Here is a 17634-nt window from a genome sequence, read left to right as displayed (position 1 = left end):
TGCACGAGGGCCCCGGCGGCGAGCAGCGGCTGGTGGCCTATGTGGTGTGTGCGCCTGAAGCAGCTTCGAACGGGTTGGATGGAAGCGAGCTTGCCGGCGCCTTGCGCGCGCACATAAGTGCGCACCTGCCGGACTACATGGTGCCGGCTGCGTTCGTACGGCTTGCGGCGCTGCCGCTGACGGTGAACGGCAAGCTGGACCGCAAGGCGCTGCCGGCGCCGGACGATGAGGCGTATGCGCATCGCGCCTATGAGGCGCCGCAAGGCGAGGTCGAGATCACGCTGGCACAGATCTGGGCCGAGCTTCTCGGTGTGGAGCGGGTCGGACGCCACGACCACTTCTTTGCGCTCGGCGGGCACTCGCTATTGGCGGTGCAGCTGATCAGTCGAGCACAAAAAGCTGGGCTGACGTTTAGCGCTGCCGACCTCTTCCAAGCCCCTGTTCTGAGGGAGCTCGCATCGAAGATTCATTTGAAGCGACAGCCCAGCAGTCCGCAAGTGATTTCCGTTCTGGAAACGGGATCACAGCCACCTCTCTTCTTTGTTCCCACAGGATTGGGCGATTGTTCCTATGTCCTCCCCCTTGTGAAGGAAATGGACGTCGACTGTCCGGTCTATGCTTTGCCATGGCCGCATTTCGACGACGAACGTCCACTAACTCTTGAGGCAATAGCGGCGGAAGTAATGCTAGCAGTTAGAGAGATCCAGCCACATGGACCGTATCGCTTTGCTGGATACTCATCAGGGGCAATCTTGGCTTACGCGATTGCGCAGCACTTAGTGAATCTGAATGAAGCTGTGTCATTCATGGCCTTCATGGATGCTGCGTTACCTGCAAATCGACGAAGCTTATCGCCGACCCAAATGGCACGGGAAGTGCTGCTGGATTCGATGGAATTCTTGGAAGATGACAGCTTCCAGGTCTTAGAACGATTTGCTGCAAACAGCTCGATTGGCCAACTGATTCAAAAGGCACAGCAAATTGGGGCGATACCCCAGGACCGTGATCTAGAAAGCCTTCTTCTGACGTATGAAAAGGCCGCGCAGTTCCAAAGGGCACTGGACTTGTATGAAGCTCCATCTCATGGAATCGAGATCAACCAGTTTTATGTCAACGGACCTGTCCGCAGCCGTCGTGCACGAGGTTCAATAGGTCAGGAAGCAAGTTCGCCGTTGCGGGGGTGGGACAGGGTTTTGCGTGCTGAAGCCATTCACGCCGTGTCCGTTCCGGGTGACCACACGACGATGATGAACACCCCAGAAAACCGCCGAGTTCTGGCTCGATGCCTTTCGATAGCCTTGAACAATTCACCAGACCGTCGGCGGCAATCGCAGGTGCCGCCGAGCTAACCTTGTTCGGGCATCGATTGGGAGCGGCGGCCATGATCTGGGATGTGGAGCAGGCCCACGCTTTGAACACCAGGGAGTCGCCTGCATGTTTCGCGGGATCGTGAGCACGGATTTCAGAGCATCGTGAGCAGAGATTTCAGACGATCGTGAGCGTGGATTTCGCGGGATCGTGAGCAATTTTTGAATGGCTCAGCCCGCTTCGGCCGACAACTCAACCGGCTTAGGAACTGCCTCGTCAGTGAACGAGGAAGGCCGATGCCCACCCAGAGATTGTCGATGCGCCGGATCAAAGAGGTTCTCCGCTTAAAACATGTTCTCCAGAAACGCCTGCAGTTCGATTTCGACCGCCCTGGCGAGCAGATCACGGGCTCCATTGCGCAGGATTTCTGTCAGTGTCCGACCGAAAAATAAGTTGAGTGATATCAGCGAGTTCTGATTCCATTGGTGTTGCGAAGCATCAAAGGGATCGAGAATGTGGACTGATATCACTCGGGCACAGTTTGCCCGAGAGGAGCTGCGTTTGCCAAGCGACTTGACGGATGCGGAATGGGTCGTGCTGGAGAGGTTGCTTCCTGTGCGGGCCAAGCGCGGGCGGCGCCCGAAATGGAGCTATCGGGACATCGTCGAGGCAGTGCTCTATCTGCTGCGCGGCGGGTTGCCGTGGCGCATGCTGCCGCCCACTCTGTTTCCACCAATGACCACGGTGCAGTACTATTTCTACCAATGGCGCGACAGCGGATTGTGGCAATCGATCAACCACGCACTCCTGATGCTGGCGCGCGAGGCGATCGGCCGGGAGGCCTCGCCGACGGCTGGTGTGATCGACAGCCAATCGGTCAAGACCACCGAAGGTGGCGGCCCTCGCGGCTACGACGCGGGAAAGAAGATCAAGGGTCGAAAGCGCCACATCGTCACCGACACCCAAGGGCTCCTGGTCGGCGCGATCGTTCACGCTGCCGACGTCCAGGATCGCGATGGCGCGCCAGATGTCCTGTGCAGCATTCGCTACCGCTTCCCCTGGCTGCGCCATGTCTTCGCCGATGGCGGCTATGCCGGCGAAAAGCTCAAGGCGGTGCTAGAAAAGATCGGCCGGTGGACTGTCGAGATCATCAAGCGCTCCGATGCCGCACAGGGCTTCGAGGTGCTTCCGCGCCGCTGGGTGGTCGAACGAACCTTCGCCTGGCTCGGCCGCAACCGCAGATTGGCCAAGGACTTCGAGCGAACCATCGAAAGCGCAACTGCCTGGCTCTTCCTCGCCTCCGTCCAACTCATGACAAGGCGCATCGCAGCCATAAAAACAGCAATGCAATTTTGAGTCAGATGGGGTATTCGGCCTGTTGCTGAGCCCCGTGTTAGCAGGGTGGTGCGCTTCAGGTTGATGATAAACGTGGTCTGTGTCGAGCAGCCACAAGCATCGGACGGAGAAGCGCAGCATGAAACATTACGCCGGATTAGACGTGTCGGTCAAAGAGACGTCCCTATGCATTGTCGATGAAACAGGCCGCATCTGCCGGGAAGTGAAAGTGGAGAGCCACCCGGAAGATCTTCTTGCTGTACTCAACGATCCGACTTGGCGGTTTGACCGGATCGGACTCGAGGCCGGGCCGCTGTCACAATGGCTGTTCAGCGGGCTGGCGGAAGCTGGCCTGCCGGCAATCTGCATCGAGACACGGCACGCCAAGGCGTTCCTCAAGGCGCAGGTGAACAAGAGCGACCGTAATGATGCGCGTGGCATTGCGCAGATGATGCGTGTCGGCTTGTTCCGGCCTGTCCACGTCAAGACCCTGACCAGTCAGAAGCGACGGGTCCTGCTTGCCGGTCGCAAGCTGCTTCAGGAGAAGGCCATTGCCATCGAGAATGACATTCGTGGGCTGTTGCGCAACTTCGGCTTGAAGGTTGGAATTGTGGGGGTGATCGGCTTCGAACAACGCATCCACGAACTCACCGTTGGTCAGCCGGAGCTGACCGAACTCATGGAACCGCTTCTCGTCGCCCGACGCGTTTTACGCGAACAGTTCACGCGACTGCATCGCAATGTGGTTCTGCTTGCCCGGGAAAGCGAGGTCTGTCGCCGGTTGATGACAATCCCCGGTGTTGGTCCCGTCACGTCGTTGGCCTTTATCAGCACGATCGACGTTCCCGCCCGCTTCAAGAGTTCGAAAGCCGTCGGGCCCTCCCTCGGATTGACGCCAGTCCTCAACCAGTCCGGTGAAAGCCACCGCATCGGTCGGATCTCGCTGTGCGGCGATCAAGCCATGCGAGCGCTACTCTATGAGGCCGCGCAGGTCATGCTGACGCGGGTCCAGAAATGGTCCTGGCTCAAGGCGTGGGCCATGCAGATCGCCAAACGACGCGGGCAGCAAAAGGCGATCGTCGCTCTGGCGCGGCGGCTCGCCGTCATCATGCACCGCATTTGGAGCGATGGAACGGAATTCCGCTGGACACGGGAGGTCTCGCCCGCGGCACAATAGTGCGACGCGCGGTCCACACACTCGTTGTTTAGTGGGGCGAGGTCCCTCGCGGGACGATGGACGAGATGAGTTCGCTTTGGGCTCTTGTACGGTCGCGTCCCTGCGATCAGCACGCGAGTCAGATTGTTCCGTCTCGTTCTACTGATCCCATGCTGGGAGAGCCATACGGCTGATCCCGAAGAGAAGCACGGCCCCGCGAGCGGCACCGAACCCGAGGAGGCGCCCAACCAAAGCCCTTGACCAAATCCGGCCGAATAGAGAAGACTCTTAGCTTGACTTTGTACATTATGCGGCGAAGCAAAGCGCCTGCGCCATACGGACAAGTCGCGCTGGTGGTATTTTATGCATTTCCGGGTTTGACGGGGAGTGTCGATAAAGATCGTCGCTCCACAATACGAGGCGCACAGCGCCAATCGCATCCGTGAATGTCAGATCGGTTTTCCTGTACCATGCGGCGGCGTAAGGGCGGGTGCTTTGGCTGAGAACATCCTTCGCCCAGAGTGTCACGAGACTATAGAGGGCCAGGAGCGAAGGTGTTGTGCGGATGATGGCGGTGCCATTCCACTGGCGCTGAGTCTCCACACCGAGATGGGTGCGGGTTTCTGCGAACGTCACTTCGATCTGCCAGCGTCGAACGAAGTAGGCGATGATCTGGGCCGGCTCGAATTCGGTATTTGTGCTCATGAACGCCTGCGGTTCGCGACGGCCCGTCGGGTCTCGAACCAGGACCCAGCGAATTGGCCTTGGCGGGGTTCCTCGCCGATACCACAAGCCGGTGCCTGTCGTGATATCGAGGTGTTTATCGGTTTGCCCGCCATACCAGCTTGAGGCGACGATGCGTTGCCACACCGTCTTGGGGTTGTTGAGGACGGCTTTTAGCTTGGGCAGGGGCATGCCTTTTTGTGCAGGCCGTCCAAGCGTGTGTTCGTGTCGCGGATCTGGCTGGGCAAACAGACTGGCGTCTAGACGCAGGCGCGTGATGAGGGTGGCCCTGTCTGGCAGCGCTGCGGCCAATGTGTGGACAGCAAAACTGCTGTCGCCAACAAAGATGAGATCGCGTCCAGGCAGCCAGCGGCAAAGTTGCATCACGCCCTGTCTTGCCCAATCTGTCAGCAGTTTGTGCTTTCGCCCCTTCTTTTTGTCGTAGCGCTCTGAGCTTGACTTTGGCCAATTTTACACTTGTTCATCTTGTACGCGGAACCCTGAACATCGGATCGTTCTCGACGATTTCATGAGCGCTCGTGAGCATGAGTTTCATGCGCCCCATATTGCCAAAGGTCGTCCAGCGCCCCTTCACGTTCGACCAGTAGAAGAGCTCGAAGCGATCGGTATCTGGAATGGGGCGCAGCCGTGCGACCGGATTTGAAGTCCGACGGTTGATAACTAAATAACCGCCACTGCTCTTTTCTATGTCGTGATGCGTGAACTGAGCAGCAATCTGGGCAAGCGTTGGGTCGGATTTTGCCATAGCGCTCAATGTGCTCGATGGGTGCCGCGCGGGCCAGGATGAATCGGTTTGCCGACTCAATTTGTCGCAGCTGGACGAGGTTGCTGCGATTCATCGTGCCGATTCTACCGATGGGATGCAACATGCCCGCCTTCTCCCCCGCTCTTGCGATCCGCTGCCGCCGCGTTTTGTGGCCCGGCTTGCCGTCTTCACCGATCTGTTCACACGCCCCACTTGGCTGAATGTTCTGACGCTGCTCGCCGGCGTTATCCTGGCGCCCGGCCGGCGCACTGTCACGGCGGCGCTGCGCATCTTAGGGCGGGAGCGCGATCGCGATTTCTGTACTTTCCATCGCGTCCTCAACCGAGTGGCGTGGTCGTCGCGGGCCGCGGCAGGCCACCTGCTGCTCCTGCTGATCAAGGTCTTCGTGCCGGCCGGCGAGGCGGTGGTGATCGGGCTCGATGACACCATTGAGCGGCGCTGGGGGCCCAAGATCAGCGCCCGCGGCATCTATCGCGATCCGGTGCGCTCCTCCAAGGGGCACTTCGTCAAAGCCAGCGGCCTGCGCTGGCTTTCTGCCATGTTGCTGGTGCGCGTGCCGTGGGCCGATCGCGTCATGGCGCTGCCTTTCCTCACGCTGCTCGCCCCCTCCAAACGCTTCTATGACGGCAAATCGCGCTCGCCCAAGACGCTGCTCGATTGGGCCCGCCAGGCCGCCCGGCAAATCCGCCGCTGGTTGCCCGATCGATATATCGTACTGGTCGCCGACAGCGCCTTTGCGGCCATCGAATTCCTTGCCGCAGTCCGCAAGCACGTCTGCGTCGTCACCCGCCTGCGCCTCGATGCCAACCTGTTCGAATTTCCCCGACCAAAGCGCAAAGCTCGTGGCCGCCCTCCAATTCGAGGCAAGCCCCACAAAAAACTCTCTGCCATCCTCAAGGATCGCAACGTGTCCTGGACGCGTTATCGGGTCAGTCTCTGGTACGGCCGAACCAATCGCACCGTCGAGATCGCAACCGGCACTGCGCTGTGGTATCGCGGCGGTGTTCCGCCGGTGCCGATCCGCTGGCTGCTCGTCCGCGACCCAACCGGCGAACTCGACCCACAGGCTTTCCTGGCGACCGATCTCAACGCTCATCCCCGCGACATCCTCGCTTGGTTCGTCAGTCGCTGGCAGGTCGAAGTCACCTTCGAGGAAGTTCGCGCTCACCTCGGTGTCGAGACCCAGCGCCAGTGGTCGGACAAAGCCATTCTGCGCTCCACCCCGATTTTGCTCGGCCTCTACTCCATCATCACTCTATGGACCCACGACCTCGCCAAGGCACGAAAGCTGAAGCCCAGAACCGCAGCTTGGTATCCAAAAGCCACCCTGACCTTTAGCGATGCGATCGCCGCCGTTCGACGCCAAATATGGGCTCATCAGATTTCTTTCATGTCCCGGCCGCGCCGTGACAGCATAGAAATTCCGCGCCATATCTGGCGCCGGATGGAGAATGCGCTCGCCTACGCCGCATAAATCGGCCAAAGTCGAGCTGAGGGGCATAAAAGCGTCAAGACTGGTAGGGCCTTGATGCATTTGGCCCATGGGACCGGGGCAAGAACCATGAAGCTCAACCAGCGCAAGCCGCTGGCTTTGACGAAGTGACCATGACTGGAGCGCACCGGATCGCGATAGATGCCACGGGCGGCAATCTTTGGTCCCCATCGGCGCTCGATAGTGTCATCCATGCCAATCACAATGGGACCGTCGGGTACGAGGCTAGCGACAACGACCGATAGCAGCCGCGAAGCCAGCGTGCGCGGATTCCAACGCGCTCGATTAAGGAGCTGATGGTAGAGGGAAAACTTGCCAGCCTCAGCGCGGCCGGTGATCCGCAAACAGGACGTCACCGTTCGTTTGCCTGGAGACAGGATCGCGCCCATCACCAGGACCAGCAGATGCTCCCAACTGGGTGCGGTGAACCAGGGACGAAACGACGACAGCCACTGGCGAAGGATGTGCGGAACAGGATCTCCAGACCCGACGCAGTTCTCGTTATGATCGGTCATACACCGGTTCGAATCCGGTCAGGCGAAGTAGGCAAGTCAGTGAGAGTGAGACTGCGGCGAATTGATTCACCCCGTTCAAATTGCCACAAAATGAGAGGACCGCGCGCACCTCACGCTGCCAGTACGCGGAAGATCAGCGCCGCCGCTACAAACCTGAAATGCCCAAGGGATTTTGTACAAAGTCAAGCTTAGACTAAGAAACTAAACATTCCCGCCGACTTCTCCTGCGGGAGCGTCAGCCAGCGGAAACTTCGATATCAAATCCCAAGAAGTTTCCGTGAAATAAAATCGTGAAGCGCAACTGTAGGTGCCATCGCGGGCCGCGCGTAAAACTTGACTCCGGTCCTGGCGGTGTCGGCCGCGTCGAGCGCGTTCTTCATCGAGGCGGCTGCGAAGACGGTGATCGAGGCCTGACCTGGAGAGCGTTCGCTTGGCGCGCACGATCTCGATTCGGACGCGCTTAGTTTTCTTCGATTGAGCTTGAGGCTTCCTTCGTCCGATCTGTCCGGTCTTGCGCAAGGAGGTATCGGCCCATCGATGGACAAGAATCGCCGGGGACTTTGAACTCGCGATGCGCGACTGGAGTTGGCAATCAAGTCTTCGACGCTCCCGGTGGCTTTCGGTGGGGGCCGGGACCAATCATAGATAGGGAAAACAGGGCTCGAAGCTGACGCATGTCGCGATCCGCCGCGCGATGATCCGCCGAATCCGCCGAGACCTGCCTCTCTGGCTCGATCTGGTGCGTCCTTACGGCTTCTTGGGAATTTTGCCATGGGAGCGCGTGCTGAGCAAAGCTGCTTGCACGTCCCCTTCTCAGACTTCCGGATTTCCTGGTGCGTCCGCGCGAAAACACGAACGTGCTGGAAGCGGCCATCCTGTTCGATCCGCCGCCCTCGATAGCGCCGGATACCCGCAGGAGAGCCTGAGAAATTCGAAGACGTTGCTCATTGCTGCACGGTCCTATCATGCTGTTCGGCAAGCCGTTCCAGCTGTTCATCGATCTCTGAGGCGGATAGGCCGCGATGCCTGCCATCTTGGTAAACGGCAAGCATGGGGTCGGCCCGCTGGTGGGAGTATCCTGGTCGTGGAGAACCTCGAGGCGACAGACGCGGGAAGAGCGCGAGGTAGGCCGCAGGCTCTTCTTGCTCTTGCAGACGTGTTTGAGTGGCGTGCTAAAACCTAGCTAACACGCGGATCAGGCCCCTCGATCATGTGAAGTGCCCTTCGTGGTTGCGGGAAGCGCTAATTCGCGTTACCGCTTAAAACTAAGCGCGATCGCCTGCGGAGAACAGGTAGGGGCGTCCAGATCGGCGAGCGGTGGCATGAAGCCGAGCTTGCTGCCAGCGACGCATGGATCGCGAAGAGCGGCGAGAGGATAACGTGCGCCAGGCCGTGCCTCGGCTAGTCGAGCTCGGGCTGAGGACGAAGAAGTGAGCAGGAATGCATTGAACGATTTGAGGTGACCATGAAGCTGCTGATCGCGCTAATCACGCTGTTTTTTGCGAACGGCGTTTTTGCTCAAGCTGCTCCACCCGGAGCAGCAAAGATGCCATCCACTCATGTTAAGCCGCAGGCGCCGCTGGGTTGTAAACTAGTCGGGACGGTCAGAGGCACGAAGATCTGGGCAGGTGATTGCGTTGCTGCGACACCCCCAGTGGACACGCCAGCGCCGTCATCCCCGTCAGCCGAAGGCAATGCGCCCGCAGAGAAGCAGTGATGGGCTCAAAGGCGCTCACGCGAGTCGCCGGCTTCGGGCTGAAGGCGAGGAAGGGCTGAAAGGGAGCGATTAGAGCTCGTCATTGGGCCCCCCGGATATGTTTGGTTGGCTTCATAAATCTGCAATCATAGCGTGCTATGCTAATCATCTTGACTTCAAGTTCGGAGTGAAAAAGAGGGCGCAGGTTTTCTTAGTTAGAGACTTATCAACTGGATAATCGGCATATGGCCTACGATTTGGCTACGGTGCAGATGCTCCGCAGAGTCCTTGAGTACTTGTTAGCCCCAGGTTCACTCGGCAGAAAAACCGCTCTGCGCTCGAGATGGCTGAGTACATTCTGTGGCTTGCCTCGCGGGGGGAGCGCGAGCCATCAGCGATCAAACGGCGCGTGCTGGATGAGTTTTTGACGAACGCTAGTAGCTGCAGCGCAAAGCCAAGACTAGTGGGCACGGCTTCGGTAGCGGCTCAGGCGACGGCTGGCCCCGTAAGTTAGCGTGTGGTAGCAAAGCGCCTGATCCCCATACGGCGTTCTGAGCGGCTGCCGTTTCGGCTGTATCCCTATCACGCGGGATTGGCCAACGATGGTGAGAGGATCCACGTCTGAACGGGACTTCCTCGAGCGCGGTCTTTCTGGTCAACAACTAGCAGCTCTGAAAAAGCGCGCGGATAGCCCGGCTGACCATTGGTGGAAGGAGGTACTGGAGAGCAAGGATCTCTTGCAGTCAGAAATGGAGACACCTGAACGCTTGTGTCAAAGGTTAGAGCGTCTGCAAAATTGCTTTCGAAAACGGCGGCAGCAGCGATTGCAGCCAGCTTCCGCGATCCACTAAAAGTATGGTGAAGCTGGAACTTGAGATTAAGGACCCATATGTGTCGTAGCGGTCCAGCGCCGCCGGCGGCGAGCAGAGTGCCGCAAGGGCAAGGGCGAGTTGGCGGCCAAGCGCTTTCGAGCCACTGTGATCACGCCAATGCCGCACGACCGTCGCATGCGGCACACGATCAGGTGACGTGATTGGGATCCGGTCGGATCGTTGGGCGATCGGCGGATGTACCTGATCTCAACGATCCGGGAGAAGCCCCGGCGGGCTCGTTGTCAAGCCGATCGGTTTTAGCCCGCCGGTGCTCGCGAGGGACGGCGACGCTTGTTGAGTGGATAACGAAGGCCGCGACACAACGAGCCCGCAGCCAGCGCGCCAGCCAAAACCATCGCGACCGGCCTCAAAGGCGACCGCTATGCGTGTGATCGCGTGCTAACGAGACGGTAACGTCTTCCTGCACGCGCTGGCGTATACGCAAGTGCACTTTCTGCACCGGATCCTGAAGCAGCCTGGCCTGTTGCCTCGGTATCACCGAGAGCCAGGGAATTGGACGACGTTGCTTTATTGCTGCGCGCTTCCATCATGCTGTTCGGCGAGCACCCACACCTGCCAAACCTAGAGAGCCTGGGCAACTCGTCCGAGCAGATGGCCGGCGGACGTCAAAACCCCCGAGACTCTAACCGTCGCTGGATGAAAACTCAGTGGCAGCTCAGATGTCCTCGTCGGCCACCTTTCCCACCACTGCTTGGTTTCTGCTTTCACAGTGCGCCACCCCTGATCTGCGCCAGCTGCGAGTCGGCAAAATGATCCGCACTTGCGAGCGCTTCGGGCCTCTCGGGCGGCTTCTCCGCTACGCCCAAGGTCGCAAGTCGCAAACACACAACTCTGCTTGAAAGCGGAATGTTGCTCTGGAATTATCCATCAACCTGAGGTCGCGTTGGCGCGGTCCAGATTTTGATTCTTTGGGGTATTTCGATGCAGGAAGTTGCGTACAAGCCAATCCGGACCGTGCCAATGTTCGGTGCTCGCGCCTTTGCCCGCAAACTTCTGGCGGAGGTGGATCAGCTCAACTCACACCTTCTATCCGCCGAGCGGGAGCGGGAGGAAGTTCTGTCGAAAAACGCCGACCTCAGCGCGACTGTCGAACAACTGAGGACCCAGATAGAGCAAGTTCGAGCGGAGCGCGATCTCGGGCGGAAGCAGCTTGAGTCAATCGGAGCCGCTCCGCTCCTCGACATCGACGCGCGGCGACGGGAATTACAGGTGCAGGTGGATGCACTGAACAAACAGCTTGCACAGGCTCGCGCGGACATTGCTGCTGAACAAGCCGCCTTGCGGAAAGAGGTCGAAGAAGCTCGCCAAACTATCGTCGAAACGAGGGAGACTGCCCTGCTTCAAGAAATTGGAATCTATGATTACCGGCACCCTCTCACAGATACGCTGGCTTACAAGAAAGCGTTGGATCGGCTCCAAGATGCCACCAAGGCAACGGCAAAAAAGGATGGCAGCGCGGTACTCGCTGCCACTAGCTGGACGGTCGGCGGCTCCGAAGCTGAAGGCCGCAAGATGACGCTAGAAGTTTCCAAGCTCATGTTGCGCGCCTTCAACGCCGAAGCTGACAACCTTGTGCGGGGCCTGAAACCATACAAGCTGCAAAGTGCAATCGAGCGGTTGAAGAAGGTAGAGGAGACCGTGAGAAAGCTGGGTGCCACGTTGCAGGTGAGCATCTCGCCCGCGTACGTTCAACTGCGAATCGACGAACTCGAACTCACTGCCGATTTTCTCCAGAAGCAAGCTGAAGAAAAAGAGGCTGAACGGCAGGAACGCGAGCGGATGCGAGATGAGCGGAGAGCGCAGCAAGAGATCGAGCGCGAGCGCGCAAAACTGGCTAAGGAGAAGCAGCACTACCAGAATGCGCTGGAAGCAGTTACCATAAATGGCGACCAGCACGGCATGGAGCGGCTTCGGGAGCAAATCGCCGACGTGGATAAGGCAATCGAGAGCGTGGAAGCTCGCGCAGCCAATACACGCGCAGGCTATGTGTACGTGATCTCCAACATTGGGTCATTCGGCGAGAGGATGGTAAAGATTGGAATGACGAGACGGCTCGATCCAATGGAGCGCATTCGGGAACTAAGCGACGCATCGGTGCCGTTCAACTTTGATGTTCATGCACTCTTCTTCTCTGATGATGCTATAGGAATCGAAACTTTGATGCATGATCGGCTGTCGGGCTGCCGCGTGAACGAGGTGAACCGAAGGCGAGAGTTCTTTCGGGCGACGCCCTCAGAGGTGAAGACGCAACTCGGTCAGTTAACTGGGCAACTATTGGAGTTTCGCGAAGTAGCTGAGGCTATCGAATATAGACAGAGCTTGCGGATGCGAAGTGGTACGAGCGGATCAGCTGCGAGCCAGACGGGTGAGCGACCTGCCGATTGACGGGCAACTTCTGGATCTGACATCTGCGTCCTCTTGCGGTCGCGGTAATGCTCCCGCGTGGCATTAAGAACATAGGAGCTTGCGAGAACGCATTGAAAAGTCCAAACACGTCGCTGTCGCTCATCGCGAGCTATCTGCAATGGAGATAGGCTGTTAGCAATTTGGTAGAAAATCGTTAAATGGGACGGTCCCAGAATTATTGCTTCACGCTAATGTCGAATACGGCCTCGATCGGTCCTGTCTCATTTCTCGGGAGAGGGAACGATCCGTGAAGATAATCACCACCTTGTAGTTGCCGGCGTCTCTCAAAGAGAGGCTAGCCGTTGCATGATTGCGGAAATATTCCGCGTCGAATGGAAAGCGTTGCGTCGAGTTACTGTGTTTCGGCGTGGGGTCTCAACCATGATCGGCGTGGGGGTCCCATCATTTCAATTCAATGAAATCAATGGCCTGAAGGGGTCCCGACGACGCCGATGGGGGTCATTTTTCGATCAGCATTCACACACGATGTCGCCAGATTTACGCGGTTCTCGAAAGCCATCGACAAGGTGACGGCAGATAACGACATCGATGACCGACTTTGATAGTAGACCGTTCAAGCAAGAGGTGCCAACTATAACCCACGATGCGTTCAGCCGCCCTTAAGTCGAGGTATGAGAATAACGTTGACGCCTAGCGGATTGTTGGGGGTCACCTCCCTTATCCCTGCAGCCAACTGCGCGATGTAGGGATGACCGTGGATGTAAAAAACTGTCGTGGGCTGGAACGACCTCGGGAAGGCGTCGAATCTATTCAGCACGCCGAGCAGGACGTCCGGGGCCGGTTGAGGACCGTGATTCCAGTCCGAGCCTACGATGTGCGTGAAATCATGGTTCAATCTCCTTGCCCGCAGATCGAACGGCAAATATGACAACTGCCGCGGCAGGTCGTCTTGGCTAGTGCCTCCGGCTAATTTGCCTTCGGTCTTCTCTTTCGAACCGCTGGGTTCCCCCGCATCCTGCGCACTGAACGGCTCCACGAGTTTTTCGGCTCGAATTTTCTCCAACTCCGCAATGAAGTGCGCAGTCCATCGCTGGATGGGATACGCGCGAAGCCTCCCTATCATGTCTCGCCAGCGCCTGTGGCGCTCGCAGGGCGACATCGAAATTGCCGCCTCAATCTTATCTGCTATGTCATCAATGTTGTTCGGATCGACGAGCAGCGCCTGGTCCAACTCTTTCGCCGCGCCGGCAAATTTTGACAAGATCAGCACGCCGGGATCGGTCGGATCTTGCGCCGCAACATATTCTTTCGCCACCAGATTCATACCATCGCGCAAGGGCGTAACCAAGGCGACCTTCGCTGCGCGGTACAGACTCGCAAGTTCGGCTTGGCTGAAGCCCTCTTCGACATAGCTAATCGGAGTCCAGTCGCCTTCACGATAACGGCTGTTAATATCGCAGATGAGGCGGGCGACATTCTTCTGTAGATCGCTGTAAGCTTTAATGCCGCTGCGCGATGGGATCGCGATCTGCAATAGCGAAATAGTGTGCGTGAGATCTGGCCTTTGGGTCCATAAGCGATCTAAAGCGTTGAGGCGCTTGTCGATACCCTTGGAGTAGTCGATCCGGTCGACACCGATTGCAATCTTTTCACTGTTGAGACCGCGCCGTATCCCCGAGATCCATGGCTCCGACGCGGCGACCGCGCTCCATAGCGCGAACGTGTCCACATCGATGCCGATCGGAAACACCTGGCATCGCGTCACGCCGCGACTTGGTGAGAGCACGACACCGTCTCCGCTGACTGTCAGCTCGAGGTCGGCACGAACACAGGCGAGGAAATTCTTCCGGTCATCGTCGGTCTGAAAGCCGATCAAATCGTACGCAAGCATCGATTCGACCAGTTCGCATTGATGCGGCACAAGCAGCATCACCTCAGGCGCCGGCCATGGCGTGTGCAGGAAGAAACCGATCGGCTGCTTGATGCCGAGCTTACGCAGCTCGGCGCCGAGCGTGAGGAAATGATAATCATGCACCCAGAACGCGGTCGGCTCCTTGAACTGGAGCAGTTCTCGCGCCATGATGGCGCTGATCTTGCAATAGCTGACATGGTCCGCTTCCGACGCGTTGATGAGGTCGGTGCGCGAATGCAACGCCGGCCATAGTGCCGAATTAGCAAATCCCTCATAATAGCGGCGATGATCCTCCGCAGGCACATCCACCCTCACAAGCTTGCCTCCGCCAAGTTCCCTGACAGGCGGCTCTTTCTCTTGACCAACCTCCAATGGAGGTGAAGGCCCCACCCAGATTGCTCCGGATTGTTGCACCACGGGACGCAGCGCCGCCTCAAGCCCGCCTATCTTGGGTTCATTGGCATCGCCGCTGGCAACCCGGTTCGACACGACGACGAGAGTCACACGTCGTCCTTTCCCCGTTTGCCCGGCGTTCAATCACCTTGCCAAGGTTGATCGCCGAAGATTTGCGGTCTGACACCCGACTGGCCTCGACGACTTCATGTGCGCTTCGTCGGCTGTTACGAAACACAACGAGCCGGCTCAAATAGCGGGCGTGCCACGCAGGCCGTCGCTGACCCGCAAGACAAATGTGGTCATTCAGGCGCCCAATGCGCCAATGGCTTCGTCTCGCGAAGGCAGCCTGCCCAAGGCCAACCAACGCATTACTAGTTTTCGCAGACAAAACGGCCTGTATTTTTTCGGCGACGCACAAGCCCCTACGCGTCGTCCATCTGGCCGCTCGAGCACCTCCGAGCCGCGCCGCAGGAGAGAATCGCTGTCTCGACGATGAAACCGTCGCGGTGCGGGACGGCCATTTACACAACGCTGAGCTCAATTACTGCCTACCTGACTTGGTATGTGACACAAGGACGCGCTCGCATGGTAGGACCGAACGTCTGCCACGCTCGAGAAATATTGTTAAGAGACAAAAGGCGTCTCGCCCATACCGCAAGCCGAACTGCTCATCGGTGGACATGCGGCGGCGCCGAACGGTCGGCCAACCGAGCTTTGTCACTCGGGCCGATCCAGAAGCATCTTCTGGTGACCGGCGACCGCTATTGGCAGATGACAGGGGCCGGCTGGCGACCGACAGCCGTACAACCATTCAAGCAAATGCCGCTAACGCGACAACGCGCGTTTGGCGGGCCAGACTACGCGGCGAACCAGGTCGGCGCCGGCCATGAGGCGCTCCGCCGCAGTAGGGCCGGCGAACTAGCCCGGATTTCTCACGCTGTCTGACGGCTCCCGGGCGAGCGTTGAGATCGGCGGCGGAACAACGCGCGGCGGTCATTTGGGCACGACTTCTCGCCCGCTGTGGCGGGTTGGCCATGGGCATTCAGAGGATCATGAGGGGCGGAGGTTCTCCTGTGGGCCGGGGGTTCAGAAAGCCGCGCTGTCAAGCGCGGCCCATGCCGTTCGAAAGACATCGGTGTAGGGGAATGCCGACGCCATCGAGAACTTGATCCTGCGAACGCTGATGCGGACCTGAGCGCCGATCTTGAACAGCTTCAGGCGGATGGTACCGCATGTGGCATCAGCGAAGCTGGTCGTGGCCAGGGCGATGCGGCGCAGTGCGCTGATAAGAATGAGAGCGGCGGTGCAAAAGTCGGCCACGGTAGCGGCGGGATAATCCTGCTGCGGGCGGAGTAAAATCCGGCCACCTATTTCTCTTCTGCAATGAATGCAGGAGGGACAGGGGATCTACACCGTGGAATTATATCTCAAGGTTCGCCTGGCGGTCTCGGAAGGGATGACGCAGCGTCAGGCAGCGAAGCATTTCAACATATCTCGCGACAGCGTAGCCAAGATGCTGTCGTATTCGACACCGCCCGGCTATCAGCGGCGATCCCTGATCCGGCGGCCGAAGCTGGATGCGTTTGTTCCGACGATCGAGCATTGGCTGGATGAGGATATGAAGGTGGCGCGCAAGCAGCGGCATACGGCCAAGCGTGTGTTCGAGCGCCTACGCGACGAATGTGGGTTCAGCGGCGGCTACACGATCATCAAGGATTATATGCGCGAGCGGGATCAGCGCCGCCAGGAGGTGTTTGTGCCGCTATCGCATCCGCCCGGCCATGCGCAGGCTGACTTCGGCGAGGCGATGGCAGTGATCGGCGGTGTCGAGCAGAAGGCGCGGTTTTTCGTGCTCGATCTTCCGCATAGCGACGGCTGCTATGTGCGGGCCTATCCCGCGGCGGTAGCCGAGGCCTGGGTCGACGGCCACATCCATGCATTTGCGTTCTTCGGGGCCGTGCCGCAATCGATCGTCTCTGACAACGACCGGTGCCGTGTGGCGAAGATCCTGCCCGACGGCACCCGCAAGCGGGCAGCGCTGTTCAGCGGTTTTTTGTCCCACTACCTGATCCGGGATCGCTATGGCCGTCCGGGGAAGGGCAATGACAAAGGGAACGTCGAGGGTCTCGTCGGATATGCCAGGCGCAACTTCATGGTGCCGATCCCGCAGTTTCCAACATGGGAAGCGTTCAACGTCTGGCTGGAAGAGCAATGCCGGAAGCGCCAGCGCGACAGATTACGCGGCGAATGCGAGACGATCGGCGAACGACTGCAACGGGATCTCGCGGCCATGCGCCCCTTGCCGGCGTCGCCCTTCGATGCGTGCGATCAGGCCAGCGCCAAGGTGACCGCCCAGTCGTTGGTGCGTTACAAGACCAACGATTATTCCGTGCCGGTCGCCTATGGCCATCAGGACGTCTGGATCCGGGGCTATATCGCCGAGGTGGTGATCGGCTGCCCGGGGCGAGGTCATCGCCCGCCACCCGCGAAGCTGGGAACGGGAAGACGTCATCTTCGATCCTGTCCATTACCTGCCGCTGATAGAGCAGAAGATCAATGCGCTGGATTAGCATTACAGTTGGTGCGCCGGGAGACCGGCAAGGAGTAGGTGGTGGAAGTCCACTGCGATGAAGGAATAGCGATCCACATCGGCCCCGAGCCGTGCGCAGGCGTCCGCGAGGATGTCGGCGAAGCGTCGGCAGGGGAGCATGCAGGCCAGCCATTGAGCGTGTGCTGCAGCAGCATAGGAAAGGAGAGTTCGAGATGAACGCCTAGCATGTGCGTAAGCTGCGCGAAAAGATGGGGTAGGCCCCCCGAGATCGGCGTTCAGGCGCGGACCTCAAACCAGTCCAAGCGGCTGCACTCAAAAGGTGTGGTCGTGAGCGTTGGTTCAAAAGTCCGAAGAGAATTCGGGCAGGTGAGCGTTCGCGAGACGAATGAAAATGAACCCTCGATGACGCGTCGAAAGCCGGTGAACGTTGCTAAAACCAGAAGCGCTCAATCTTCTGGGATATGCCTATCGGCAACCTGACTACTGGGTAGGCAGCAACCGGC

The 17634-nt window shown here is 58.8% G+C and carries 11 protein-coding genes and 3 pseudogenes; 9 read left to right on the top strand and 5 right to left on the bottom strand.

All coding sequences use genetic code 11. The features are described from left to right. From NLN62_RS51135 to NLN62_RS51120, 4 genes are all read left to right on the top strand, one after another. The coding region (locus tag NLN62_RS51135; RefSeq protein ID WP_254114240.1) for a thioesterase domain-containing protein at window positions 1–1349 on the top strand (1349 nt) is incomplete at its 5' end. 255 nt (window positions 1350–1604) lie between these two features. Then, window positions 1605–1760: a hypothetical protein gene (locus NLN62_RS51130; protein ID WP_254114239.1), complete on the top strand. Its 156-nt coding sequence runs from the start codon at window positions 1605–1607 to the stop codon at window positions 1758–1760. Window positions 1761–1821: 61 nt separating this feature from the next. Beyond that, window positions 1822–2664 (top strand): IS5 family transposase, encoded by an 843-nt coding sequence (locus NLN62_RS51125; protein WP_254114210.1) that lies wholly within the window; start codon window positions 1822–1824, stop codon window positions 2662–2664. A 118-nt stretch (window positions 2665–2782) separates the two neighbouring features. Further along, the gene (locus NLN62_RS51120) at window positions 2783–3820 is read left to right on the top strand and encodes an IS110 family transposase (RefSeq protein WP_254114238.1); all 1038 of its coding nucleotides are present in this window, start codon (window positions 2783–2785) and stop codon (window positions 3818–3820) included. A gap of 285 nt (window positions 3821–4105) precedes the next feature. On the opposite strand, the gene NLN62_RS51115 is transcribed toward NLN62_RS51120, so the two are convergent. Together NLN62_RS51115 and NLN62_RS51110 are read right to left on the bottom strand one after the other, a co-directional pair. After that, window positions 4106–4906: a hypothetical protein gene (locus tag NLN62_RS51115; protein WP_254114236.1), complete on the bottom strand. Its 801-nt coding sequence runs from the start codon at window positions 4904–4906 to the stop codon at window positions 4106–4108. 97 nt (window positions 4907–5003) lie between these two features. Next, window positions 5004–5288 carry a hypothetical protein gene (locus NLN62_RS51110; protein WP_254113946.1) on the bottom strand — a complete coding sequence of 95 codons (285 nt, stop codon included), beginning with the start codon at window positions 5286–5288 and terminating at the stop codon, window positions 5004–5006. 115 nt (window positions 5289–5403) lie between these two features. Here NLN62_RS51110 and NLN62_RS51105 point away from each other — a divergent pair, with 115 nt between their 5' ends. Next, a complete protein-coding gene (locus NLN62_RS51105; RefSeq protein WP_371933178.1) occupies window positions 5404–6783 on the top strand; it encodes a transposase in 1380 nt (459 codons plus the stop codon). Here NLN62_RS51105 and NLN62_RS51100 read toward each other — a convergent pair. After that, window positions 6771–7316: a transposase gene (locus NLN62_RS51100; RefSeq protein WP_254114235.1), complete on the bottom strand. Its 546-nt coding sequence runs from the start codon at window positions 7314–7316 to the stop codon at window positions 6771–6773. The two genes, NLN62_RS51105 and NLN62_RS51100, sit on opposite strands and share 13 nt — an antisense overlap. 1465 nt (window positions 7317–8781) lie before the next feature. Here NLN62_RS51100 and NLN62_RS51090 point away from each other — a divergent pair. Together NLN62_RS51090 and NLN62_RS51085 are read left to right on the top strand one after the other, a co-directional pair. Continuing rightward, complete coding sequence (locus NLN62_RS51090; protein WP_254114234.1) at window positions 8782–9033, top strand: hypothetical protein; 252 nt, start codon at window positions 8782–8784, stop codon at window positions 9031–9033. Window positions 9034–10826: 1793 nt separating this feature from the next. Beyond that, window positions 10827–12290: a DUF4041 domain-containing protein gene (locus tag NLN62_RS51085; protein WP_254114233.1), complete on the top strand. Its 1464-nt coding sequence runs from the start codon at window positions 10827–10829 to the stop codon at window positions 12288–12290. 997 nt (window positions 12291–13287) lie between these two features. Here the strand turns inward: NLN62_RS51085 and NLN62_RS51080 are convergent. Beyond that, a pseudogene (locus tag NLN62_RS51080) lies at window positions 13288–14688 on the bottom strand (trehalose-6-phosphate synthase); the annotation flags it as partial. A gap of 384 nt (window positions 14689–15072) precedes the next feature. On the opposite strand from NLN62_RS51080, the gene NLN62_RS51075 reads away from it, so the two are divergent. Further along, complete coding sequence (locus NLN62_RS51075) at window positions 15073–15525, top strand: DUF2169 domain-containing protein (protein WP_371933177.1); 453 nt, start codon at window positions 15073–15075, stop codon at window positions 15523–15525. A 141-nt stretch (window positions 15526–15666) separates the two neighbouring features. Here the strand turns inward: NLN62_RS51075 and NLN62_RS51070 are convergent. Next, window positions 15667–15891: pseudogene (locus NLN62_RS51070) on the bottom strand (transposase); the annotation flags it as partial. 145 nt (window positions 15892–16036) lie between these two features. On the opposite strand from NLN62_RS51070, the pseudogene istA reads away from it, so the two are divergent. Next, window positions 16037–17147, top strand: a pseudogene (istA, locus tag NLN62_RS51065) (IS21 family transposase); the annotation flags it as partial. Window positions 17148–17634: the final 487 nt, after the last annotated feature.

The organism is Bradyrhizobium sp. CCGUVB23 (assembly GCF_024199885.1).
Classification (GTDB): domain Bacteria; phylum Pseudomonadota; class Alphaproteobacteria; order Rhizobiales; family Xanthobacteraceae; genus Bradyrhizobium.
Note: the sequence above shows the minus strand (reverse complement) of the source record. Positions and strands in the feature narration are given on the sequence as shown.